This window comes from Pseudoalteromonas sp. '520P1 No. 423', from assembly GCF_001269985.1.
In the GTDB taxonomy this organism is placed as follows: Bacteria; Pseudomonadota; Gammaproteobacteria; order Enterobacterales; family Alteromonadaceae; genus Pseudoalteromonas.
The window spans coordinates 254,842-278,544 of the sequence record NZ_BBZB01000002.1 but is presented as its reverse complement, the minus strand read 5'-3'; the positions used below and the strand labels follow the sequence as shown (position 1 = coordinate 278,544).

Annotated in this window: 15 protein-coding genes and 3 pseudogenes; 4 read left to right on the top strand and 14 right to left on the bottom strand. The window is 34.0% G+C overall.

Going from position 1 to position 23,703, the window contains the following annotated elements:
• Window positions 1-6: 6 nt before the first annotated feature.
• Window positions 7-495: pseudogene (locus PSA_RS19825) on the bottom strand (DUF6702 family protein).
• Window positions 492-2,643: pseudogene (locus PSA_RS19820) on the bottom strand (M1 family metallopeptidase). Before PSA_RS19820 ends, PSA_RS19825 begins: the two co-directional pseudogenes overlap by 4 nt.
• Before the next feature lie 621 nt (window positions 2,644-3,264).
• On the opposite strand from PSA_RS19820, the gene PSA_RS19815 reads away from it, so the two are divergent.
• Both PSA_RS19815 and PSA_RS19810 read left to right on the top strand, forming a co-directional pair.
• The gene (locus PSA_RS19815; protein WP_042146182.1) at window positions 3,265-3,495 is read left to right on the top strand and encodes a hypothetical protein; all 231 of its coding nucleotides are present in this window, start codon (window positions 3,265-3,267) and stop codon (window positions 3,493-3,495) included.
• Window positions 3,496-3,898: 403 nt separating this feature from the next.
• Window positions 3,899-5,149 (top strand): annotated as a pseudogene (locus PSA_RS19810) (acetyl-CoA hydrolase/transferase family protein).
• Between the two features lie 362 nt (window positions 5,150-5,511).
• Here PSA_RS19810 and PSA_RS27330 read toward each other — a convergent pair.
• From PSA_RS27330 to PSA_RS19795, 4 genes are all read right to left on the bottom strand, one after another.
• Complete coding sequence (locus tag PSA_RS27330) at window positions 5,512-5,742, bottom strand: 2'-5' RNA ligase family protein (protein ID WP_193216520.1); 231 nt, start codon at window positions 5,740-5,742, stop codon at window positions 5,512-5,514.
• 50 nt (window positions 5,743-5,792) lie between these two features.
• Window positions 5,793-6,365, bottom strand: a complete 573-nt coding sequence (locus PSA_RS19805; protein WP_042146180.1) for a GNAT family N-acetyltransferase — start codon at window positions 6,363-6,365, stop codon at window positions 5,793-5,795.
• Window positions 6,366-6,680: 315 nt separating this feature from the next.
• Complete coding sequence (locus PSA_RS19800) at window positions 6,681-6,857, bottom strand: hypothetical protein (RefSeq protein ID WP_157575798.1); 177 nt, start codon at window positions 6,855-6,857, stop codon at window positions 6,681-6,683.
• A 760-nt stretch (window positions 6,858-7,617) separates the two neighbouring features.
• On the bottom strand, window positions 7,618-9,162 hold the full coding sequence (locus tag PSA_RS19795; protein WP_042146176.1) for a sigma 54-interacting transcriptional regulator: 1,545 nt from the start codon (window positions 9,160-9,162) through the stop codon (window positions 7,618-7,620).
• Between the two features lie 191 nt (window positions 9,163-9,353).
• On the opposite strand from PSA_RS19795, the gene PSA_RS19790 reads away from it, so the two are divergent.
• Window positions 9,354-9,947, top strand: a complete 594-nt coding sequence (locus PSA_RS19790; protein ID WP_042146174.1) for a DUF938 domain-containing protein — start codon at window positions 9,354-9,356, stop codon at window positions 9,945-9,947.
• Here PSA_RS19790 and PSA_RS19785 read toward each other — a convergent pair.
• From PSA_RS19785 to PSA_RS19760, 6 genes are all read right to left on the bottom strand, one after another.
• Window positions 9,944-11,080, bottom strand: coding sequence for a GNAT family N-acetyltransferase (locus PSA_RS19785; RefSeq protein WP_042146173.1), 1,137 nt, complete (start codon window positions 11,078-11,080; stop codon window positions 9,944-9,946). The genes PSA_RS19790 and PSA_RS19785 overlap by 4 nt on opposite strands.
• Window positions 11,080-12,162 carry a PAS domain-containing sensor histidine kinase gene (locus PSA_RS19780; RefSeq protein WP_231665445.1) on the bottom strand — a complete coding sequence of 361 codons (1,083 nt, stop codon included), beginning with the start codon at window positions 12,160-12,162 and terminating at the stop codon, window positions 11,080-11,082. Before PSA_RS19780 ends, PSA_RS19785 begins: the two co-directional genes overlap by 1 nt.
• A 175-nt stretch (window positions 12,163-12,337) precedes the next feature.
• The gene (locus PSA_RS19775) at window positions 12,338-13,720 is read right to left on the bottom strand and encodes a sigma-54 dependent transcriptional regulator (RefSeq protein WP_231665442.1); all 1,383 of its coding nucleotides are present in this window, start codon (window positions 13,718-13,720) and stop codon (window positions 12,338-12,340) included.
• Window positions 13,721-13,936: 216 nt separating this feature from the next.
• Window positions 13,937-16,441: an ABC transporter permease gene (locus PSA_RS19770; RefSeq protein WP_042146168.1), complete on the bottom strand. Its 2,505-nt coding sequence runs from the start codon at window positions 16,439-16,441 to the stop codon at window positions 13,937-13,939.
• The gene (locus tag PSA_RS19765) at window positions 16,438-17,145 is read right to left on the bottom strand and encodes an ABC transporter ATP-binding protein (protein WP_042146166.1); all 708 of its coding nucleotides are present in this window, start codon (window positions 17,143-17,145) and stop codon (window positions 16,438-16,440) included. Before PSA_RS19765 ends, PSA_RS19770 begins: the two co-directional genes overlap by 4 nt.
• Window positions 17,146-17,230: 85 nt before the next feature.
• The gene (locus tag PSA_RS19760; RefSeq protein WP_042146165.1) at window positions 17,231-18,469 is read right to left on the bottom strand and encodes an efflux RND transporter periplasmic adaptor subunit; all 1,239 of its coding nucleotides are present in this window, start codon (window positions 18,467-18,469) and stop codon (window positions 17,231-17,233) included.
• A 485-nt stretch (window positions 18,470-18,954) separates the two neighbouring features.
• On the opposite strand from PSA_RS19760, the gene astB reads away from it, so the two are divergent.
• On the top strand, window positions 18,955-20,295 hold the full coding sequence (astB, locus tag PSA_RS19755) for an N-succinylarginine dihydrolase (RefSeq protein WP_042146162.1): 1,341 nt from the start codon (window positions 18,955-18,957) through the stop codon (window positions 20,293-20,295).
• 72 nt (window positions 20,296-20,367) lie between these two features.
• Here the strand turns inward: astB and PSA_RS19750 are convergent, their stop codons facing one another.
• Together PSA_RS19750 and PSA_RS19745 are read right to left on the bottom strand one after the other, a co-directional pair.
• Complete coding sequence (locus PSA_RS19750; RefSeq protein ID WP_042146161.1) at window positions 20,368-22,533, bottom strand: prolyl oligopeptidase family protein; 2,166 nt, start codon at window positions 22,531-22,533, stop codon at window positions 20,368-20,370.
• Window positions 22,534-22,707: 174 nt separating this feature from the next.
• On the bottom strand, window positions 22,708-23,643 hold the full coding sequence (locus PSA_RS19745; RefSeq protein ID WP_042146159.1) for a LysR family transcriptional regulator: 936 nt from the start codon (window positions 23,641-23,643) through the stop codon (window positions 22,708-22,710).
• Between the last annotated feature and the right edge of the window lie 60 nt (window positions 23,644-23,703).

The window sequence follows — 23,703 nt, the reverse complement described above, 5'->3', positions numbered from 1 at the left end:
TTGTAGCTAAGTATCTTCACCGCTAAATGTTAAAGTTTTAACTTTGCCTTTGCCCTCAACATTCACCATATTAACTTGTGCAGGCCATAAATCACGTAAAGCGCCATGTGACATACGTGAACCTTTAGCTGAATCAAGAATGGTTATTTCTTGGTAACCCCAAAAAAATTAACCGTCAAGCTGATGCCCAACAGGTTTTAATGCCAGTTTTTTATTGCTCAAGGTTTCGAGTTTAAACTGCTTATCAACATAATCTGCAAAGGTATTTTGCGTTTCTTTATCTGAAATTAAATCAGCGTGATTATGTCTACCAGGCGATTTAGTAAATAAGTGACTCACGGCATGTTCTGCATCATGTAAATAAAAGCGATGCATCACTTCAATGTTATTGGTTCTATCATTTAATAACACAGTTGTTACAGCGGCTTTAAGTTGATGAGCACTTGCGGCGCTCGTCAAAATAAAAGATATTAAAGGGAGGAGTAATTTTCTCATTTTTTATCCTCAGTTACTGGTTTATCTTTTTTATCTTCGTCTTTTTTCAGTTCAGTTTTGATATCTTGCATAATATCACGATAAACTTTGCCATCTCTTTTCTTCGATTTGTAAGCTTCGATACGTGAAGGAATGATGCGACGGGGGTAATGGTTATTCTCTACATCGACATCAGCTGTTAGCCATGAAGGGTCAATGCTGATGCTTTTAAGCTCTTTATTTTTATCTGTTACGATAAGTTTTTGCACGTTTTTAGGTGAACTACGCCAAACTTCTGCAGGAATATACTTATCTTCTACTGTGCCATTAGTGTAAGTTAACTGTAGCAATATAGGCATAACTAAGCCGCCTAATTTGAAAACTCAAGCACATAGTAGTTTTTATCTTCTTTTACAGCACGCTCAAATGTTTTACGTTCCCAAGGTTTTAAGCCTTTAAGGAATTTATTATAAGAATTACGCTCTTTATTTGTTACTGTGAAGCGGTCATTATCGTCGTAAAAATCGGAAACATCTTGGTTGTTATCGACCCATAATTTACGGCCTTCGGCTTTATTACGTTCAACAAACTGTGATAGCGGCTTATTAAGCTCTGTTTCGCGTAATCGGCCATAATCAATATCTGGATTTTTAGTATCTAAACGTAACTTGTATACGCGATCAATTGAAATATCAACATGAACTGTACTGTACTGTAGAACCAACCACGCCAGAACCAATCTAAATCAACACCTGAGGCTTCTTCCATTGTTCTAAAGAAATCTGATGGCGTAGGACGCTTATATTTCCATCTTTGTGCATATTCTTTAAATGCAAAATCAAATAATTCACGACCTAAAATGACTTCTCGTAAAACATTTAAAGCCACAGCAGGTTTAGCATAAGCGTTGCGACCAAAGTTTAAAATGCTATCAGATTGCGTCATGATAGGTACTTGGCGCTCAGATTTCATATAAGGAACGATATCTTGTGCTTCAACGCCCCAAGGAATCGTTGACTCCCATTCACGACCCGCAATACCATCTAAAAAGCTATTTAAACCTTCATTCATCGAAGTCCATTGTCTTTCGTCAGAATTGACGATCATAGGAAAATAAATATGGCCAACTTCATGGATCACTACACCGATTAAAAAGCGTTTTTCGGCTTGAGTATAAGTGCGCTTACCATCGTCTTGTAATTCTGTTCTTGGGCCATTAAAAGTGATCATGGGATATTCCATGCAACCGACAGGTCCGTTTACTGATAGAGCCACTGGGTATGGGTAATCAAATGAGAATCTTGAATACACTTCCATCGTATTTACGATAGATTCAATTGAATATTTTTTCCATAAATCTCCGCCATCTACAGGGAAAAATGACATCGCCATTACTAGAGGTTGATCAGCAGGCACTATTAGTTCAACATCATAGTTACCAAACTCTAAAGTAAACTCACCACTGCCTAAAAATGCTTTATTAGTCCAAGCTTCATAATCAGTATAAGCCGCTAAACTTGGGAACCACTGCGCTAATAAAAAGATGTCATTGCCATCTTTTTCAAAGTGCTCATAACCAGCACGAGCGCCAACAGCATCTTCTTCTGCAATGTTAAATGCAAAACCCATTGAGAATTTAGTTGTTTTGCCCGGTTTTAATGGTTCTTTAAGATCAATACGCATTAAAGTGCCGACAACGGTGGCTTTTAATGTATTGCCTGAGTTGTCTTTTATCTTAGCAATTTGGTAGCCCATTTCGGTATCATCAAGAAATTGATGACGACGTAATGTATTTAGGCTGATTTTTGCTTTGCCTTTATCTGGACCTGATTGTAATTTTGTTTTTACTGTAGAGGTAAGCTCAGCGATTGAATCGCTTTTAAATATATTTTAGTCAAGCTGTAACCAAAGGTACTTTAAAGTATCAGGTGAGTTATTTTTATATGTGATACTTTGATGCGCAGTAAGACGGCGTTTTTCTTTATCTAAAGATGCTTTAATTTTGTAATCTACCTTTTGTTGCCAATATTGCGCGCCAGCTTAGCCTGCTGCATTTCTATAAACATTAGGTGTTGGAAGTTCTTGGACTAGTTGACGAAACTTATCTTCAAAGTCGCCTTTTGTTTGATTGATTACCGAGGCATTAACACTGATGTTTAATGGCAGCATAATTGCAGCTGCAATTAGTGTTAGTTTATTGCTCCTAACGTTCCTGATATAAGTTTTTACTTTTTATGAATTTGCTTATTCTCCAAACTATCACTTAAAAAGCAATTTTTAAGCGACAAAGATCACTTTTATACGATGAATCCTTATAAAATATGTTCAGGTTTTATTCAGGGGTATACATTTATTCTATGAGTGAAAATTAAACGTAGTTTAAGGTGGTGTTATGTATTTTTATATTATTAAAAAAGATGCAATATAATTGCTCTCAAAAACCAGTAATATAGTTAAATCGTCATTAAGTATTATGCTATCGTTGGCTGTTTTAGGGATAACTATTTTCATAATAAAAAATGTAAAGGGGGTTTACATCCATAGCTAGTATTTTTGAATAAATCGTCTTTTTATAATTTATTTCCTATTTATCGTTATACATCCATAGCTAGAATTTTTGAATAAATCGTCTTTTTATAATTTATTTCCTATTTATCGTTATTAATAGTTGAAATTACCCCCTAAATATCATTAAAATGCCACACTTTTTACAGGGATATGTATAAGAATAAAATAAAATAAAATGAATGATTTTGTTCATTTATAAAAATAGCAAAAAGTGGTGTACTTATGGATTTTTATATCCTGAAAAAAAATAACGAATTAACAGCCATTCCCGCAGAAGAAAGTAAATGCAAAGAGTATTTAAATTCCGGCTATAGCTATGTTAATAAAGTTGCGGCTTGCACTGAAAAATCGGCAGTTAAAAAGCAATTAAGTGAAAAAAATCGTTTTACTCCGGTATTTATTAGCATTGCAATAATATTAATCGCTGTGAGTGTGTTTTATTTTAGTCGGTGAAAACACACTGCTAAACATATAACTGTCAATATTTGAGTTAGTATAAAACTGTTTTTTACTAACTCAGTCAAGTTAGAAACATTTAATCTTTTAATATAAACTTCGATTTTAAGTGAAACTCTAATTAAACCTAGTTTCGCATACGTTATTCCTATTATATTCAGCATCTAATAAGTATTTTAAGATATAATAGCTTATTTTAGTGGATATGCTTTTCTCTTCCCTCTATATACAAGCTCGTATTAGAACACAAAATTAAAAATACTTAGTAAAAATTTGATCTGAGTAAATATGAAAAATGATTACTACGCATTTTAGTTTTTTGTTTGATACAAATCATAGCGGTATTCCTTAAAGCTCTTACACTGAACACTGACCGTATTTAGATAAGGTTAGGATGATTATGAGCGTGCGCATTTATCAATCAGCTTTAGAAGCTGTATCTATCATTGAAAGCAACGAAATAATTTGGACCCATTCAATGGCTGCAACACCTAGGGTTTTATTTGAAGCTTTGGCGGTTCATGCTAAAACGAAAATTAATTTAACACTATTGCAATTGCATACAGAACGTAGTGAAGCGTTAAGTGATAAAAGTCTTTAAGGTCACTTACGTCATAGATGTTATTTTAGAAGTGCACCTACCCGTTCATTATTAGCTTCAGATTGCGCTGATTATGTGCCAATTTTCTTGTCAGAAGTGCCTAAACTGTTTCGCAGTGACTAACAAGAACTTGATACTGCAATTATTCAAGTCTCTCCTCCTGATAAACATGGTATGTGTACTATGGGGGTTGCTGTTGAAGCAACTAATACCGCTTGTCAGGTAGCAAAAAAAATTGCTCATATAAATCCTAAAATGCCAAGAACTCATGGAGACTTTTTTATTGTGTACGACAGGTTTCATAGTGTGTATTGGCAAGATGATGATTTGCCTATTCATACAATGGTAACACAAGATGAAATAACACAAACAATAGGCAAAAATGTTGCTCGGCTAATAAATGATGGTGACCGTTTACAAATCGGCATAGGTGCGATTCCAGATGCTGTTTTGGCGTGTTTATACGATAGAAAAGACTTAGGAATTCATACAGAGATGTTTTCTGACGGAGTATTAGAGCTAGTTGAATCTGGCGCAATCAATAATAAACTAAAAAAAGTTCACCTAAGTAAAATTGTAACTGGCTTTGCTTTAGACTCTCAGCGTTTATATGATTTTGTAGATGATAATCGACAAGTTGTATTTTTAGATATCGAATATGTATACGATACTTCGATTATTCGTCGTAATGATAATGTCGCTGCAATTAATAACGCTCTTCAAGTCAATATAACAGGGCAGGTCTGTGCTGATTCTATTGGTACCCATATATACTCTGGTGTTGGTGGTCAAATGGACTTTATTCGTGGGGCAGGACTTTCAAAAGGAGGAAAAGCTGTGATTGTATTACCTTCAACATCGAGTAAATGTGCAATTTCCCGCATTGTGCCAACTTTGAGTAATGGTGCAGGTGTGGTAACGACTCGCCCTTATGTTCAATATATAGTGACAGAATATGGTATTGCAAGCTTATGAGGTAAAAGCCTTAGTGATCGTGCACAAGCATTGATAGAGATAGCACATCCCGATTTTAGAGAGCAATTAAAATAGCCGGTTAAGGAACTATGGGAGTTTACTGTATAGTTACAGTGCGTTTTATTACTAACTTGAAATTAGTAATAAAAGATATGAATGATGACTTAGAAGTCGACTATAATGTGATTTTTTGTAAACCCCCTTTACATTAATTTAGTTCAGTGACCAACCTCTAAGTTTTTTATATCTGACACCATTATTAGTGCTTTTAGAATGGTAAAGCACAACATTAGTGAATTGAATTCTGATGCTAGGGGAGTCCACGATATTTGGATATATAGAAATTTTTCGAGCAACAGTGATATGAGGTGTGTACTCTAACTGGTTTAGGTCGGTTTCAGTGCAGCACACCATTTCATTTAGATTTTGTACTAAATTTAATAAAGTGTGAGGCGTTTTTTCGGCTTCAAATAAAGTACTTTTGTTTTTTTGAAATAGCCAATTTCAGTAAAAGATAAGTGAATCTTCCTATCTTTTAAATGGTTTAATTTTGCAATTAACTCTTGTGCTATCTCTAATTCTGTATTGGCTAAAAAACATAAAGTAAGATGTAGGTTGTAGGTTGCCGGTGAACACAGGAGCGGATAGTTCAGGTAAGGCCTATTCACGCCAGAAATAATCTTTTCATTATTTTTAAGCTTTCATACATTAATAATGGCTAATTATAGTTTAAAGCTGTTATTTTTTGGAAGTCGTCTACCTTTATTTCATAATAAACCGCTTCAATATCACCAAGAGGGTCCTTATGCGTATATGTTTTGATGTATTTCATACCGAGTTTTGTCATTATTTTTATTGAAGCTAAGTTACCCTCTAATGCGGTAGCTGAAATTTTACTCACACTCTTGGTTTGGCTAACCGCTATAGCAATGCTTTTTGCTGCTTCTGTAGCGTAACCTTTTCCCCAAGTGATTTTTTTAAAACGCCAGCCAAGTTCTAGGTTATCTAATTGTGAATTATCACTAAAAAAGTCGACAGGTCTTACTAATACCCAACCAATAAATTCATTGGTATCTGTGGTTGTGACTTTCCACTGTCCCCAGCCTAATTTTTCGTTTGTATAACTTTTCATTCGTGGAATATAAATATTTAATACATCTTCCATTGAGGTCATATTGCCGCCATTAATATAGCGCATGACTTCGGGGTCTTGGTCTAATTCAAAAAATAAATGTGCATCTTGATCTGTCATCAGTTCAAATTGTAAACGTTCAGAATTAGTTATTTTCATTTTTGATCTTTTGACCTTATTAGATGAGCTAATAAATATACTAAATTTTTTTAAGCAATTCTTTATTTTTATTACTTTAAATAAATATCTTTTCTTGAGTTAATTTAAGGTGAATTTTGATTTTTAAATTATACTCAAAGTTAGCTTCATCATGAGGGGCTATTATGAGGTTTCGTATGGATGATTATAAAACATTACCATCAGGCCCGGAAAGGCGGCATTCAGGTTTTCCTTCAAGTAACTTATTATGGTGTAAATTGAATGATGCATAAAAATCGGCTGTATCGGCATTGCATAGTTATGGTTATTTACATTTCATGGTAAAAAACCTTCCCAATTGTGTGCTGGGGCTTGGGTAATAAAATGCTGACATCTTTGAATATATATTTGAGTGACAGGGTCTTGATGTAATAATAATGCTTGTTCAAAAACTTTTCTGGCCTCAATAAATTTTTTATATTTATCTAAACCATCATGAAAATATGTAACCACTTCCATTTTATAGTTGAAATGAGGATCATTATAAACGTCTTCAATAATGACGCTTTTAGCTGTTTTAAAAACATGACCCGCAATGCCAACATCGTCAGATATACGGCTCTCTTTTTTTAACCCTTGTGCGAATAGAGTAAATAACTCGTTATGCTGACTATTATGTAAAAATCGAACTTCTTTCTAAATCACTTTCACGAGAAGCGATATTTGCTAAAGCGGAAAAACTTGAACTAAGGTTTCTTGTTGTGCAATTTGGCGGTTAATTTTAAATATACGTTCAAGGAAACTCGATTTCATAATTTGATCTGTAACTCTAAGTTACATTATTTTTTAATAGAAGGTTTAATTGTTGGATTGTTTGCTTTAATTGGTGCTGCTCTTTATTTATTACTTTGCTGTTGAGAGTCATTGTGAACATTTATTTGTAGCTGGATTTCATCTCATAAGTTTTGCACTGTGCTTTGAAGTTTCAGGTTTTATTGGGTTAAATTAATATTACTTTGTGGATGTTTTGCTTATGATCACTTGATTTAATTTCCAGTTTGTCACGTAAGTTTTGTATTGCTTGTTGTAATTAAAGGTTTTCTTGGTTTAAGTCGAATTTTTCTTTTTGAATGTCTTGTTCTCGAATACTGGCTGGTAGTTCTAATTGATCTCGTAAAGTACTAATGGTTGCTTTAAATTCATTTATTTAATAATAGAATAAATGAATTTACCTAATTGATTTGTATTTAAAGCTTTAAAATATGTGAGGTTGTTAATTTTTATCGATACCATATTCTTTTAGCTTATTGGCGATTGCTGTATGGGAGACCCCTAGTTTTTTAGCGAGTTTTCTGGTACTGGGATAAATAGGATAAAGTTGACGAATTAAATCAGCTTGAAATTTTTTGGTCGCCTCTTCTAATGTATCGCTAAATGCTTCTAGGCTGGTTTTTGGCGCAAGAATATCTGAAGGTAAATTCAGCATTTGTGGTGTTAATTCAGTGGAGCCATCTACCATGCTGATAGCTTGAAATATAATGTTTTTTAACTCTTTTACATTACCTGGCCAGTCATAAGCTTGCAATTTATCAAGGCTTTTTTTCGATAAGGTAAATTCAGTTTCACCTTGCTTATCAGAGTATTGCTGTAAAAAGTATTTAGCTAATATTAAAATATCTTCTTTGCTTTTTCTTAAAGGTGGAATACTTAATGAGCAAGTATTTATTTGGAATAATAGATCTTGTCTGAATTTTCCGGCTTTCATTAATTTAACTAAACTTTTTTTATTTGAACAAATAATTCTGACATCAAACTTTTTATCTGGATTATTATTCAATGTGGCTGTTTTAATTAAGTTTATTAAACTAATTTGCATCTCATTGGTGAGTTCTGATATTTCATCTAAATAGACTGTGCCAAAGTTAGATTGTTCAAATACACTGACAATTTTCTTTTCTTTACAGCCAAATAAAATATCATTTAGGTGGCTTTTTTCTAGTGTTGCACATGAAATTGAAGTGAACTTATTATTTTTTCTATTACTTGCATCGTGACATGCCTTTGCTATGCGTCTTCTGCCTGTACCTACTTCTCCCATAATTAGAATAGGTTCTTCTAGTAGTGCAACTTTTTTGGCTTGTAATAAAGTGCGCTTAATCGCAGAGCTTTGTGAACGGATAGTTTCAAATCCGGCCATGATACTATTGGTTGATTTATTTTTTGGTTGTTTTGTTGAGTCGGTTTGCAATATATTAATTTGCTTGCTTAATCTTGAAGATGATTTAAGTAAAACAATACCGCCAGAAAGCGTTTTAATATCTAGATTTTCTGTAATATAAATTGGTAAAATTTCAGCTAAATAGTTTATACCATCTACTTGTACTCTTACCGTCTGATTTATGCCTTTTAGATCATCAAACCAGTTTATAAATGAAAAACCTTGAAGCCACTGATTGAGGGTTTCATTCTCAATCTTTTCTTTTGAAATATTTATTAATGTCAGGGCTGCTTCATTGGTTCTAGTTACTTTACCTTTTAAATCAATGAAAAAAACGGGATCAGGTAAAGAGTTAAGTGCATAATGCTCTGTTTCTAAAGGCATATTTTTCACACTTCTAACATCAAGTACATGATCAAGTTTACGTATTTCGGGCATTAAATTTTTAAACCGTTCAAATTCTAATTCAGGAAAATGCACATGAATAATACCATTACTATTGGCTTCAACTGCATAGAGATTCAAATCATAATTTTCTAGAATTTCGAGTAACTTTCGTGCTATTCCGGTTTTATTCTCACAAAGAATTTCAAGACGCATAACTCTACTCTTTAATTGACGGTTAGTATTTAATTGACGGTTTGCCCTTTACGTAAACGTAAGGATGAAGGTTAGTTTAAAACTAAAGTGATATTATTGGCAAGTAAGATTTACGTCTAGATAGACTTGTTTCTAGACAAAAACATTATAGAAGTTTAATCTTATCAGAAATTTACATAGAGCTATTACAAATGCAAAAGCCATATTCTCAAGCCTGCGACAACAATAAATCATATATTCTTAATATTCTCAAAGATGCATTTAGTACTCACTCTAACGTTTTAGAAGTTGGCTCGGGAACAGGTCAACATGCAGTGCATTTTGCTAAAAGTTTAACGCATTTAATATGGCAAACTAGTGACTTAATAGAGAATCATCAAGGTATTAACCTTTGCATTGATGATGAGCCTTCTGATAATTTAAAGCGTCCGTTAACGCTTGATTTTTCCAAGCCTTGGCCTGTTGAAATAGTTGATGGTATTTTTACAGCGAATACTTTGCATATAGTCAGCGAGGCCTTAGTGGTATCATTTTTTAAAGGGGTAGGGCGACACTTAGAAAATAATGGCACTTTGTGTATTTATGGTCCTTTTAAATATAATGGTGAATTTACAAGTCCTAGTAATGCACAGTTTGATTTATGGCTTAAAAATATAGACTCAAATCGAGGCATAAGAGATATAGAAAGTATTTTATCTTTAGCTAAAAAAGAAGGACTTTTATTGATTAATGACTTTGATATGCCAGCAAATAATCAACTTTTAGTATTTAAAAAATCATTTTAATCGTCTTTTTTATAAGGTGATAAAGCTTGGCACTCTTTAAAATATTGTTGCATATGTTGTGTTTCTCTTTGTAAAAAGTCATCGATAGCTAATGCAAAGTCAGAATGAATAATTTTGTGGTTTGAGTAAGTAAATACAGGCTCAAACCCTCTTGCGATTTTATGCTCGCCTTGCGCACCAGAGTGAAAGCATTTTAGTTTGTGTTTAATGCAGTACTCTATGCCTTGATAATAACACAGCTCAAAATGTAAAAAATCACATGGCTCATTTGCTCCCCAATAGCGCCCATAAAGTATATCGTCTGATTTTAAACTCAAAGTAGCCGCGATTAATTCATTAGATTTTGTTGCTGTCATGATAATTAAGTCATTAGCTAAGTGCTCCTTTAATAAAGTAAAAAACTCTATATTTAGATAACCTAGATGACCTGAGCGTTTTAAGTAAGTGCGTTGATAAAATTCAATAAATTGTTTAATCAAGTTATCACTAATGTCATCACCGCTTAGCCACTCAATTTGAATATCTTGAGACAGTACTTTTTGTCGCTCCTTTTTTATATTTTTACGCTTTCTAGCATTTAGTGAAGTTAAAAAACCATTAAAATCAGAGTAGCTATTATTAAACCATTGAAATTGTACTCCGATCCTAGGCATGATTTTTTGCTGCTTTAATAAGTTTGATGTTGTTTGATCACAAAAGTTAATATGCCAGCCAGACCAAAGGTTATTGTGTGCAACTTGGTTTAGTGTAGTGCAAATAAATCGATATAAAGCGATAGTATCCCTTTCTTTATGGGCAATACGTAATCCTTGGATTGGTGAAAATGGTATTGCATTTATCCATTTAGGATAATAATTTAAACCATTATTTTGATACGCTTCAGCCCATGACCAGTCAAATATATACTCTCCATAAGAGTGACTTTTTAAATAACCAGGCACAATGGCAACTAAGGAGTGTGCTCTATAAATTAAAAAGTGATGCGCAATCCAGCCTGTTTTTTCACTTGCCGATAAACTTGATTCGCAAGCATCAATAAAAGCGTGTTTGGTGAATGGGTTATCATCAAAAAATGCATCCCAAATAGATGCATTAATGTCATTAATATGATTTAAAACTTTATAGTAATACATTAATCTTTTTTGTTCTTTGTTGGCCAAGTAATTGAAATCATAGCACCGTGTGGAACAACATTGGAGACTTTTAATTGACCTTTGTGGTTGCGTGTTATGCTATCGCATAGTGATAAACCTATACCTGAGCCTGTTGATTTAGTGGTATAAAAAGGCGTTAAAACATTATCTAGATTTGCAAACCCAGGGCCATTATCAGTGATTTCTATTACTTGATTTTGTTGTTGGTTATATAAGGTGATAGATACTTCACATATGTCTTTTAAGCATGATTCTTGCGCATTTTTTAAAAGATTAATCAGTATTTGAGAAACTTGATTTTCATCGCCATAACATAAAGCCGCACCTTTATAGTGAACGTTAAGCGGCGCTCTGATCATGCTTTTAGCTTCGTCTAAAATATCTATAAAATTAAACCAAGTGCAATGTGGGACTGGTAATTGCGCTAATTGAGAGTACTGACCAATAAAAGCAAGCAGACGTTCACTTCTATTTTTTATTCTATCAAGTACCATTCTGGTTTGGCTTTCGTTAAGTTGCTCATTACATAATAAAGTATCAGCCATTGATGCCATTGGGGTGAGTGAATTTCTTAACTCATGAGAAAGTACCCTTACTAAGTTCTTTTGTGTGGTCGTTTGGTTTTCATTAAGTAATTGAGAAATATCTATGGCAGAAAACAGCCAATGTTTTTGAGATTGGTTTAGGTAAGTTATGCTTTGTTTTTGCCATTTTTTGTCAAATTGATTATGACTAAACTGCCCATGTTCAAATTTAAAACCTAAACTTGATGCTGATGAGCCATTTAGCATAGGTTGTTGAATTTGCTCGTTCATCGCGCTATTGCGATAAATTAGGTTTAAATTTTGATCAAATACACATACAGGAATTGGCCAAGAATCTAATATATGGCTCAGTAAGCTCTCAACCGTATCATTTTGTGTATTGTTTTTAAGCTTGGTTTGAGCCAAAACTTCAATCTCTTGTTGTAGCTCTAGTAATAAGTTATTTTTATTTTGTTTTTTGTATTTTAAATTATGTTCCCCTTCTTTTAAAACTTGGGTATAGGTCGTCAACTGCATAATGGATTGACACCAAAACTGATAATATTTATTAGCACAGAAAATTAATGGATACATTAATAAAAATATTAAGGTGCTGATCGCTAATATACTCCAATTAAGGCTGTATGTGAGTGCCGTAACTAAAGAGGTTATGATTAAAATAATGCTTGTTAGCCCAGTGATGAGCCACTTTTCATGACTCATATTTGATGCCAAACTTTTCTAATCTGCGATATAACGCATTACGAGAAATTTCTAATAGCTTTGCAGCTTCAATTACTTGGCCAGAGCTTACCGATAACGCTTTTTCGATTAACTGTCGTTCTGCTTGCTCTAGTGGCTGAAGAGTTATGTCAGAGCCTTGGCTATTCGTATTTTCTAAAAGTAATGCTTGGACAGCAATTTCTTCACTTGTCGATAATAAAACAGCACGTTCAATCGCATGACTTAGCTCTCGAATATTGCCTGGCCAAGTATGTTGTTTCAGTTTTCTAAGCGCGTCAGATGAAAGACTTAACTTTGCTTTACGATACTTAGTACAAAACTGATCTATAAAAGTATCAGCTAAAGGTTTTATATCTTCTAACCTTTCTCTTAAAGGTGGCAAAGTGATCACTAAAGTATTTAATCTGTATAATAAATCCTGACGAAATAATCCTTCATTTACCAGTTTTGATAAGTCGGCATTAGTGGCGCTGATCAGTCTTGAATTAGTATTTTGTGTTTGGCTTGAGCCTAATACTTCATATTCACCGGTTTCTAAAACCCGTAATAACTTAGGTTGTAAGTTAAAAGGTAAGGAACCGATTTCATCAAAAAATAAAGTGCCTTGATCTGCTAATTGAAAACGGCCAATGCGATTTTGTTTAGCATCGGTAAATGCGCCTTTTTGGTGACCAAATAATTCACTTTCAAATAAATTCTCAGGTATAGCCGCCATATTAACCGAAATTAAAGGTTTATCTTGTCTGGATGAAAATTGGTGAATACGTTTAGCTAATTGAGATTTACCTGTGCCATTTTCACCTAATATTAAAATATTGGCGTCTGTTGGTGCTATTTGTTCAATGAGTTGTTCAATTTGCTTCATGGCATGAGATTGGCAAACCCAGGTTTGATGTTTATTGCTTTGTTTTTCACTTAAAAGTGTTTGATAGCCTTGGTGTTCTTGTTTTATTTTTTTAAAGCTTAGCTGCTGATTTATACTGTTGAGTAACTTTTCTTTATTCCAAGGTTTTTCTACAAAATCAGATGCGCCTTGTTTTAAGCCATTTACTGCCAACTCTACATTTGCCCATGCTGTCATTAAAATAACCGGTATATCGTTATTTTTTAATTGCGCTAATATTTCTAAGCCTTCTTGGCCACTTGTGGTATCGCGGCTGAAATTCATATCTAGCAAAATGAGATCAGGGTTTTGTCTGTTGGTTTGGGTGATCACTTCTTTAGCATTAGCAGCTTCAATGGTTTTAAAACCTTCAGAGGATAATAATAATGTTAACGCTAATCTGATATCTTCATCATCATCAGCCAGTAATATTGTTGCTTGATTATTTTTATTAGGTATTTGTTGCAAACTAAGCTCCGTGTTTATTATTCTTTATGCATAATCAAATATCGACTTAAAATTATCTTTCTCGTTTTATCTTGAAAAACTAGAATGAGCAATAAAAAAGATTCCCGATAAAAAGACTACGAGAATGACTGTTTGTTTATATTTATTATAATATAGGCAACTTATAAGTTGCCTTAGTCTAACTTAATTAACCTAAGGTTTGGATAATTGTTTTTTCTATTCTTCTCTTAATGCTTTCATTGGATCTGAGCTTATCACTCGCCAAGCCGGAATAGATACAGATAAAAGTACTATGATGATCAAACCTATATCTAAGCCCGTCATAGCTAACCAATTAAACTCTGGTAGCAATGTGAGGCTTGCTTGTAAGTATTGATAACCAAAAACAGAAATGATAAATCCTAAGCCTAAACCTAAACCTAACATCCAAATCGCATCTTTTAGAATAAAGCTTAATAAACGCATTTGTTTAGCGCCTGTTGCCATACGTACAGCTAATTCGTATTTCTTTTGATTAGTTGTCATTTGAGTTAATCCTGCAATGCCTATGGCTGCTAAGAACAAAGTTAAACCTGTCATGGTTAATACTACCCAAAGGCTTAATCGATCACTTAAAGTTTGCTCATCCCAACGATCTTTTAATGAAGTCACTTGAAGGTTAGTTAACATAGGATATTGCTTTGTAATTTGAGCTTGAATTTGTTCAGCTTTCATACTTTGACCTGAAGGCAGATTCACTGTAAAAGCAAAACTCCCACCTATATTAAATTGACTGAAATAAACTCTAGGTGTAAGGATCGGTGTTGTCCGACCTACTTGGCTTTGAATAGCGCCCACAACCGCATTTATGGTCGATTTAACCTGTTCACCTTTATCATCTTCTATGCCCAAATTGATCGATTTTCCAATGATTTCTTGAAAGCTTAAATTTGGGTACAATTCATTAGCCATAATAGTATCTATTACAACACCGCTGTCGTTATTATCAATTTGTGCTTGGGTTAAATTAGTTCCTGCTAAAATAGGAATATTAAACGCCTTAAAATATCCAACTGATAAATAGCTAGGCTGAAATAAGATGCGTTTATTAGGTTCATTTTCTGGGCTGTAAGCCATAAGAATAAACATATCTGTTAGAGGTGCGGCTGTTGGGATCACAACTTCACTGTTTGTTACATTAGCTTCAATAATTTTGCTTATATTTTGGTTTACTTTTTGCGCTTCACTACCCTGATACTTCATGGGATTTGCTATTTTTTTCGCCCATTGGGGATCAGATACTGACATTGATACTTCATAATGATTACCTAATTCAAAACCTAAATCACGATAAACAGCGTCATAACTTTGCGAGGCGAGCATCATTGAAGCGGTTAACAATAATGAGGCAACAGTTAATTGAATTACCATTAATGTGCGGCTTAGCCAGTGATTCGATTGTGCTTGTATACCTTTACCACTGCTATTTAAATTAGTCGCAAGAGCTTGCTTATTGATATCAATTAACGCGAATGCGCTAAAGAGTATGCTCAGTAAAATAATGATCGCAAATGCAGCTGCTACTGTTGCATTATTAACTGTTATTTCGTTAATCATGGGAAGGTTGTTATTAGTAATATGAGGTAAGCTTTTTATAATCCAACCTGTCACTAAAAGCCCTGATATTGTAGCTAAAATAAAACTAGGTAAATTTTCTAGTAATACTAATAGCCTCAACTTTAATAAGCTTGAACCTAAACTTAATTGTATTGCAAACTCTTTATTGCGGGTTTGATAGTGCGCAATAAATAAGTTCAGTAAGTTTAATGTCGCCATAAGGAGTAAACCTATTACTGCTGCAAATAAAGCATATATTAAGTTTTTACTTGAACCCAATAAGTGGTTTCTATAACTATCTGTAATGACCTCTACTGGGCTGCTATTGATAAATCCTAAGTAGCCTTGCAGTTGTTCTTCAGGTGTATTATTTGTTATGTACTGTGTGCGCCATTGGATTGCTTCTTCTTTTGAAGGTGGCTTGATATTGGGGTTTTTAGCTTTTAATAATAATGCTTTTATATCATCTCTTACAGCACTTTCTTCAGTTTTTCCTAGCAAACTAGTAAGCTTAGAAATAAACCAAATTTGCTCCTGAGCGATAACACTATTATCTGGCGCATCCATTAAATCTTCTAAGATCCCTGCTATGATATAACTTTTATTATTATGCGTTATTTGTTTACCTATCGCCGAGTCATTACCTGAAAATGCGTGTTGCCATAAAGAGTTTGAGATCCAAACATATTCATCTGGCGCATCTAATGTGACATCTTGTCCTTTAAGTAATTGGGTACCTAATACATTTAAAATAGTATCAGAGGCTGAGAATTGTGTAGTGGAATATGTTACATTATCAATGCTGACAGCTGTTTCATTATTAGATGAAATACCCGCCCAAGTGCCTAAATGTTTATAAGTTTCATTAAAATCAGCTAAACGACGTAAATTCCAATATGAAATACTCATATCTTTACTAAATTGCATCTGAAATTGAAATGTTTGAATATTATCTTCGTTATTTACGCCTTTAAGAGGTTTTAAAAATAGCGTTGATGAAATCGCTATAACACTTAATACTGCGCCTAAAGTAAGACCTAAAGTTACAATAAGCGGAATACTTAGCCTTGGCAGTGAAAAAACTCTAGCGATCCCTGTGATAAATGCTTTTTGGTATAAACTCATGCAACCCCCTGAACACTTTGAGCAGCGAATTGTTCAGTGATAATTTGACCGTCTAACAATTGTATTTCGCGGCTAGCACAGCGTGAATAACGGCTATCATGGGTTACCATTACAATAGTTGAACCTGCTTTATTTAATTGCTCTAATAGCAACATAACCTGATCACCATTTTTACTATCTAAGTTACCTGTGGGTTCATCTACTAAGATGAGATCAGGCCTACCAACTAAGGCTCTGGCGATGGCGATACGCTGTTGTTGACCACCTGAAAGCTGGTTAGGTCGGTAGTTTTTACGATGTAGCATATCGACTTGATCTAATACTGCTTCTACACGGGTTTTTATTTCAGCTTTTTTTACATTTCTATGTTCAAGTGGCAAAGCGATGTTTTCAAATACAGTTAAATTATCAATTAAATTAAATGACTGAAATACGTAACCTATATGTTCATTTCTTATTTGTGTTCTTTGATCAATTTTGAGGTTTGCAGTATCAATTTGGGCAATTTGATAACAGCCTTCACTTGCACTATCCATTAGACCCATAATAGATAATAAAGTTGATTTACCACAGCCTGAAGGTCCTGTGATAGCCACAAACTCTCCTTGCATAATTTCAAGAGAGACACCTTGCAAGGCGTGAGTTTCTATTTGTTGGCCATCATAACGCTTATGGATATTACTCATAGAGACAACTTGTTTCATAATATATTCCTTATAATTTTTTTATCCAAATCATTGTAAAGGGCCTTTACGTTTTGGCATTTTACATTGATTTGGGTGGATATGGTTAATCTAATAATGCTAATTGTTTGAACTGGCTATATTTACTTAAATCTGAACTGACAATTTTATCACCAGCGTTTAAGCCTTTGGTGACAACTAAATTTCCTTGAGATATATCACCAAAAGTAACTTCTCTCTTTTGCAACATATGGTTTTGTGTTTGTATAAATACATTGAGTTTACTGTTTGGGCGCATTCCTGATGCTTGTTGGGTAAATACGGCATCTTTTTGATGTTTTATAAATACTTGTGCTGATATTGTTAAGGCGGGGCGTGCATTTGTTGTTAATTCACTATCAAGAATTGCTTCCGCCAGTACAGAGCCATTTTTTACAACACTTTCGATGCGAGAAATATGCGCTTGAATTAAACCTTTTTGCGTATCTAATATTACAGGTGCATTAATATCTATTTGATCAGCTTGATGTTGCGGCAAACGTAATCTGGCGATGAGTGCTTTATTGCTACCTACTTTTGCAAGTGATTCACCTAGTTGAACACTTTGACCTAACTCTATTTCTAGGTTTTGTAAGGAACCTGTGATCCCCGCCTTAACTTTCATATCTTCAAGTTGCTGTTCTAATAAACTCACTTGTGAGGTTTGTTGTTCAATAGTGATATCTTTTTGAGTGAGCTGGTAACTCTGCATCTCTATAAATTGCTGGTACTTCTCTTTTTCGAACTTTAATCGTTTATTTTGTTGTTCCAGGGCCAGTTGTGCACGTTGTAATTCAATTTGTGAGGCAACACCTAATTTTAATAGCTTTTGATTAACTGAAAGTTCTAGTTGTGCTTTTTCAATTTCTGCTTGAATATCTGCAATATTACTTTGGTAGTTTAATCTTTCATTTTGTTGTTCGTATTTAAAAGCCTCACGTTCTGCTTTTTGTTGTGCTAATAACCCTTTAGATTCACTTACTTCTTGGTTTAATTTAGGGTTGAACAAATGAAGTATGACAGTTTCTGGTGTTACTTGAGTACCTGGGCGTACCAGTATTTGAGATACTTTTCCCAGTGCAGGCGCTGTTAATAGGCGCTCTTTTGCTGAAATTAACTCACCATAGGCGTTGGCGTATATATCTATAGGTCCAGTTTGTACATTTTGAAAACTCACATTTTCTTTTGGTATGGATTTTACCGACTTACTGCTAACTGCATAAGCGGCATAACATAATAAAGAAATAAACAGGCTGATTAATATGTCTTTCTTCCAAGGTTTGTTTTGTGTTAATTCTATTTTCATTGTTGAGGACACATATTATTTAATAACTTAAATTCTTTATTGGAATTACTGTGCCAGCTTTATTTTTGTTTATTTATCAGTACTTTAAGTTTTATAGGGGAATTAGTTAAGTGATTTCTGTTCGGTTTTGAGTAAGCTGTGTTCGTTTTTTAAAAAAACAGTTTTATAAAGTGCTTAAGGTATTTATAGCTTTAGTAGATCAACTTATTAGCTTAATCTTATTTTAAGAAAAGAAGTGGACATTTTTATTTATATTTATGATTTACTCTGTGATATCAATGCTGCTAAATGGGTAAATATGACTAATTGTTAAATCATAATTTGAACAAATTAATAAAATTCATCTATTAATGGAAAATATAGCGCACAATTAAATAATCTATTAGGTACTATAGCGCTAAGGGGCAAGTTTCTTAAACTTAATTTCAGATTGGTACATGTATTGAGTTTGAGTATTTATAAATAAAATTTCAAAAGGTTATTAAATGAAAAGTTTTGAAGTAAATTTTGATGGATTAGTTGGCCCTACTCATAATTATGCCGGTTTATCTGAGGGAAATGTGGCTTCATTAAAAAGTGCTTATGATAGTTCAAGCCCTAAAAGCGCTGCTAAACAAGGTTTAGCTAAAATGAAAGCTTTACATGATTTAGGACTAACGCAAGGGGTTTTAGCGCCACAAGAAAGACCAGATATGTATACTTTGAGGCGTCTAGGGTTTAAAGGTAAAGATTCACAAGTTTTAGCCCAAGCTTATAAGGAGGCACCGAATGTTTTAGCTGCGTGTTATTCGGCTTCGAGTATGTGGACTGCAAATGCTGCAACCGTTTCTCCATCATCGGATACCAGTAATAAAAAAGTACATTTCACTCCTGCTAACTTAACCAATAAGTTTCACCGATCATTAGAGCCAGAAACAACCGGCAATATTTTAAAAGCAATCTTTGCAAATGATGAATACTTTGAACATCATATGCATTTGAATGACAGTGACCATTTTGGCGATGAAGGTGCTGCTAATCATACGCGTTTATGTGATGAGTACGCAGATAACGGGGTCGAGATTTTTTCCTTTGGTCGTTATGCATTTAACGCTAATATGCCTAAACCACAAAAGTTTGCTGCAAGGCAGACGATAGAAGCCAGCCGCGCAGTTGCTAGGTTACATGGTTTATCTGATGATAAAACTGTATTTGTACAACAAAACCCTGATGTGATAGATGCGGGCGTATTTCATAATGATGTGATTGCTGTCGGGAATCAAAACGTACTGTTTTATCATGAGAAAGCTTTTTTAAATACTGAGTTATTTATTAAGGAAGTGGACCAAAAATTAAGCTCACAAGAACTACATTTTATTGAAGTACCTAGCAATGAAGTGAGTGTGCAAGATGCAGTAAATACCTATTTGTTTAATACGCAAATAGTCACCTTACCTGATTCATCTATGGCGATTATTGCGCCTAAGCATTGTGAAAATAATCAAAATGTTAAATCGTATTTAGATCGTTTAATTACAAAAAATACACCAATCAAACAGGTTAAATACTTTGATGTGAATGAAAGTATGAAAAATGGCGGTGGGCCTGCCTGTTTACGTTTAAGAGTCACATTAAGTGAACAAGAGTTAGCTGCTGTAAATCCTGCGTGTATCCTGTCTGATAATTTATATAAACGTTTAAATACTTGGGTAGATAGTCATTATAGAGATGTAATAAAACCTGAAGACTTACAAGATCCTCAGTTATTAGTTGAATCAAGAACTGCATTAGATGAATTAACTGATATCTTAAACTTAGGATCGGTTTATAAGTTTCAGAAAGTATAGAATTAAGACATTAAAAAAGGGTTACTCATATATTATGAGTAACCCTTTTTTGTTTGTATACCTAAAACAAATTTACAGTTTTTTCACACCCATATTGTATAAAGTGAAACCATAAATATCAGCATATTGCTCAATGGTTTTACTTGTAGGAGTACCTGCGCCATGGCCTGCATTAGTTTCAATGCGGATCAGGGTAGGGTTAGTGCCTACTTGTTTTGCTTGTAGCTCAGCTGCAAATTTAAATGAGTGAGCAGGTACTACACGGTCATCATGATCACCCGTTGTTACCATAGTTGCAGGATATTGCACGCCAGGTTTTACATTATGGACAGGAGAATAAGCTTTTAAGTAATTAAACATTTCTTTACTTTGCTCAGCTGTACCATAGTCGTAAGCCCAACCGGCACCTGCAGTGAAAGTATGGTATCTCAACATATCTAATACACCAACGGCAGGTAGTGCAACTTTAAATAGTTCAGGGCGTTGCGTCATAACCGCACCAACAAGTAAACCACCGTTTGAGCCACCATTTACTGCCAGTTTAGGGCTTGAAGTATATTTTTTGTCGATTAAGAATTCAGCTGCTGAAATAAAATCATCAAAAACATTTTGTTTTTGTAGTTGAGTTCCCGCTTTATGCCACTCTTTACCGTATTCACCACCGCCACGTAAATTGGCAACAGCATAAATACCGCCTTGCTCTAACCAAGCTGCTCGTGTTGGGCTAAATCTTGGTGTTAGGCTGACATTAAAACCACCGTACGCATAAAGAATTGTTGGGTTTGAGCCATCTAATTCAATGCCTTTTTTATGGGTAATGATCATAGGTACTTTTGTACCATCTTTAGATTTATAAAATACTTGTTTAGACTCGTATTGTTCGCTATCAAATTTAGCATTTGATTTGCGGTATACTTTACTTTCTCCTTTTGATGCATCAAAAGTGAAAGTGGTACCTGGTGTTTTGTAGTTAGTGAAAGAGTAATATAAAGTTGCATCATCATCTTTACCGCTAAAACCTCTTGCAGTACCGACACCAGGAAGTGCTATTTCACGTATCTCTTTACCTGATTTATCAAACTGTTTTACTTTAGAAATTGCATCAACCATGTACTTAGCAAAAATATAGCCGCCACCAGTAGAAACACTTAATACATTTTTTGTTTCAGGGATCAGGTCTTCCCAGTATTCTGGGCTAGGATCAGCTGCATCAACGGTAACTACTTTTTTGTTTGGTGCATTTAAGTTAGTCACTAAAAATAGTTTGCTGCCTATATTATCTAAAACATGCGTATCTGAATCTGTATTATTTAAAATTGTAACAAGTTCACTGTTAGCCTTAGTTAAATCTTTAATAAATAGTTTATTACCCGATGTTGAAACAGATGCTGATACTAATAAATATTTATCATCTTCAGTAACATACCCGCCAATATAACGATGTTTTTCGCTATCTGTGCCACCAAATACCAACTGGTCATCTTTTTGAGCTGTACCTAGCTTATGAAAATACAATTTATGTTGATCTGTTTTAGCAGATAGTTCGCTACCTTTTGGTTTGTCGTAGCTTGAGTAATAAAAACCTTCATTACCAATCCAAGATATATCACTGAATTTAACATCAATAAGCGTTTCTTCTATTTGTTTTTTAGATTCAACGTCTATGATGATTACTTTGCGCCAATCACTGCCACCTTCAGAAATTTGATAAGCAGCAAGAGAACCATCTTTAGAAAAGCTTAAACCTGCAAGTGATGTGGTGCCATCTTCACTGAATTTATTTGGGTCTAAAAATACTTCAGCTTCACCATCCTCTTTTTGGCGGTAAACTACATATTGGTTTTGTAATCCGTCATTTTTATAAAAGTAGGTGTAGTTACCTTCTTTAAATGGTGCACCTACTTTTTCGTAATCCATTAAGTTTTTAAGGCTTGCTTTTAGTTCATCGCGATATGGAATTTGTGAAAGGTAATCTGCGGTTACTTTATTTTGCGCTTTTACCCAATCAGCAGTTTCTTCGCTCATATCATCTTCTAACCAGCGATATGGATCTGCTATTTTAGTATTGAAATAAGTATCTACAACATCACCCTTTTTAGTTTCTGGATAGGTAATTGCTGCAACTTGGCTTTTTACATTCTTTACTTCAGCCTCTGTGGTATTTTTATTTTCTACTTCTTGTGAACCACATGCTGTCAGTGCCATTAATACAGCACATGTGAGCGCTTTTTTAATCATCGAACTTTTCCCTAGTAGCTTTATTTGAACCGGTTAAACTATAGTGAAACAAAGTGAAAGTCTAGTATTTGTCGATGAAGTGAATTAGTCTTAATATCAGTGTCTTATATAAGCTTTTATGACTTTTTTTATATCCATTTACAATCATTTACTTCTAAGATCTACTTTTAAACTTTAATTTAGCCTTAATTGAGCAACTTGTTCCGAAATACTTGCTTTGACTAGCTCACGTAACCAAAGGTTTTTGGCATTTTGGTCGTTTCTGGTCTCCCATAGAATTTCTAAGTTAAAGTCGTTTACTGCTATGGGTGGGGTGCCATAAGTGAGTTCATTGGAAAATAGATCCATTTTTGCGACTAACTCGGGTACGACACATAATAAATTTCTTCCTTTTAACAAATGCCGTAAGGTTAAAAAGTTACGGGAAGTGACTTTTACGTGTCTGTGATGATTATGTTTTGCCAATTGCGCATCTATGGGCGATGCCATCTGACCATTAGAACTAGTTAAAGCATGAGGAATATCACAATATTGTTTTAGTGATATAGGTGTTGTGATCCCTGTTGCATATTTGTCAAATAAACATACATGTTTTTCTGTATAAACATGACTTCGATTAAAGTTTTTGAGTGTTTTATTGATACTAGCTAGCATTAAATCTAGGTGGTGTTCTTTAAAAACCGATTCAAAATTACTTTTATCGACATGATAAAAACAAATCTGGCTTTTAGGTGAATATTTGGAGATTACATCAAATAATACAGGAGCAAATAATAATTCGGCATAATCTGTTAAGCCAATTTTAAAAGTGCTGGTAAAGTCAATTGGCTCAAAAGAGCTTGAGTTTAAAACTTGTTTAGAAATTTGATTTAAAATGCCAGAGATCACAGGTGCGAGATCAAGCGCTTTTTGGCTAGCAAGCATTGAATGACCTTGACGCTCAAATAAAGGATCATCTAATAAATCACGTAAACGAGATAAGCTATGACTCATAGCTGATTGACTTATATGGAGTGTGTTTGCCGCTTTTGAAACACTTTTTTCTTCCATTAAGGCATTAAAAACAACAAGTAGGTTGAGATCTATGGCACGCCAGCTAACTTCTTTCATAAAATTATTACAATCAAAAAATCATATATTAATTGTATTCATAGTTTTAATTAACACAAT

Excerpts from the sequence above, each read along its gene's own strand:
- PSA_RS19760 (WP_042146165.1), bottom strand. The coding sequence starts at position 18,469 with ATGAAAATAGAATTAACACAAAACAAACCTTGGAAGAAAGACATATTA.
- PSA_RS19785 (WP_042146173.1), bottom strand. The coding sequence starts at position 11,080 with ATGTATTACTATAAAGTTTTAAATCATATTAATGACATTAATGCATCT.
- PSA_RS19770 (WP_042146168.1), bottom strand. The coding sequence starts at position 16,441 with ATGAGTTTATACCAAAAAGCATTTATCACAGGGATCGCTAGAGTTTTT.
- PSA_RS19805 (WP_042146180.1), bottom strand. The coding sequence starts at position 6,365 with ATGAAAATAACTAATTCTGAACGTTTACAATTTGAACTGATGACAGAT.
- PSA_RS19790 (WP_042146174.1), top strand. The coding sequence starts at position 9,354 with ATGCAAAAGCCATATTCTCAAGCCTGCGACAACAATAAATCATATATT.
- PSA_RS19795 (WP_042146176.1), bottom strand. The coding sequence starts at position 9,162 with ATGCGTCTTGAAATTCTTTGTGAGAATAAAACCGGAATAGCACGAAAG.
- PSA_RS19780 (WP_231665445.1), bottom strand. The coding sequence starts at position 12,162 with ATGCAGTTGACGACCTATACCCAAGTTTTAAAAGAAGGGGAACATAAT.
- PSA_RS19750 (WP_042146161.1), bottom strand. The coding sequence starts at position 22,533 with ATGATTAAAAAAGCGCTCACATGTGCTGTATTAATGGCACTGACAGCA.
- PSA_RS19765 (WP_042146166.1), bottom strand. The coding sequence starts at position 17,145 with ATGAAACAAGTTGTCTCTATGAGTAATATCCATAAGCGTTATGATGGC.
- PSA_RS19815 (WP_042146182.1), top strand. The coding sequence starts at position 3,265 with ATGGATTTTTATATCCTGAAAAAAAATAACGAATTAACAGCCATTCCC.
- PSA_RS19745 (WP_042146159.1), bottom strand. The coding sequence starts at position 23,643 with ATGAAAGAAGTTAGCTGGCGTGCCATAGATCTCAACCTACTTGTTGTT.
- astB (WP_042146162.1), top strand. The coding sequence starts at position 18,955 with ATGAAAAGTTTTGAAGTAAATTTTGATGGATTAGTTGGCCCTACTCAT.